The following is a 253-nucleotide window of genomic DNA, read 5'->3' as shown; positions in this document are numbered from 1 at the left end:
CGATGATCTTCACACACACAACATGTCTTGCAGCCCCCTTTTTTGGGGGTGTGAATAGCAGCGTGTTTCGCGTCCACTGTACGGTTTTGGAACAACACCGTCCCACAACCATCTGGTTCCCGTTCGCGGGGTTGGTGGTGGTGGGTGGTAGGTTCGTGAACAGGTTTCCACGCGCACTGCGGTGTGTGGTGGTGGCAGGTTTGCGGTGGTTATAGCGTGAGGGAAACGCCCGGTCCCATCCCGAACCCGGAAG

Annotated in this window: 1 rRNA gene; it reads left to right on the top strand. The window is 57.7% G+C overall.

Annotated elements, in window-relative coordinates:
• Positions 1–201 precede the first annotated feature (201 nt).
• Positions 202–253: ribosomal RNA gene (gene rrf / locus QSJ40_RS12915) — 5S ribosomal RNA — on the top strand; the annotation flags it as partial.

This window comes from Kocuria sp. NBRC 114282, assembly GCF_030268385.1.
GTDB classification, from domain to species: Bacteria; Actinomycetota; Actinomycetes; order Actinomycetales; family Micrococcaceae; genus Kocuria; species Kocuria palustris.
This window is presented reverse-complemented; position numbering and strand designations above follow the sequence as displayed.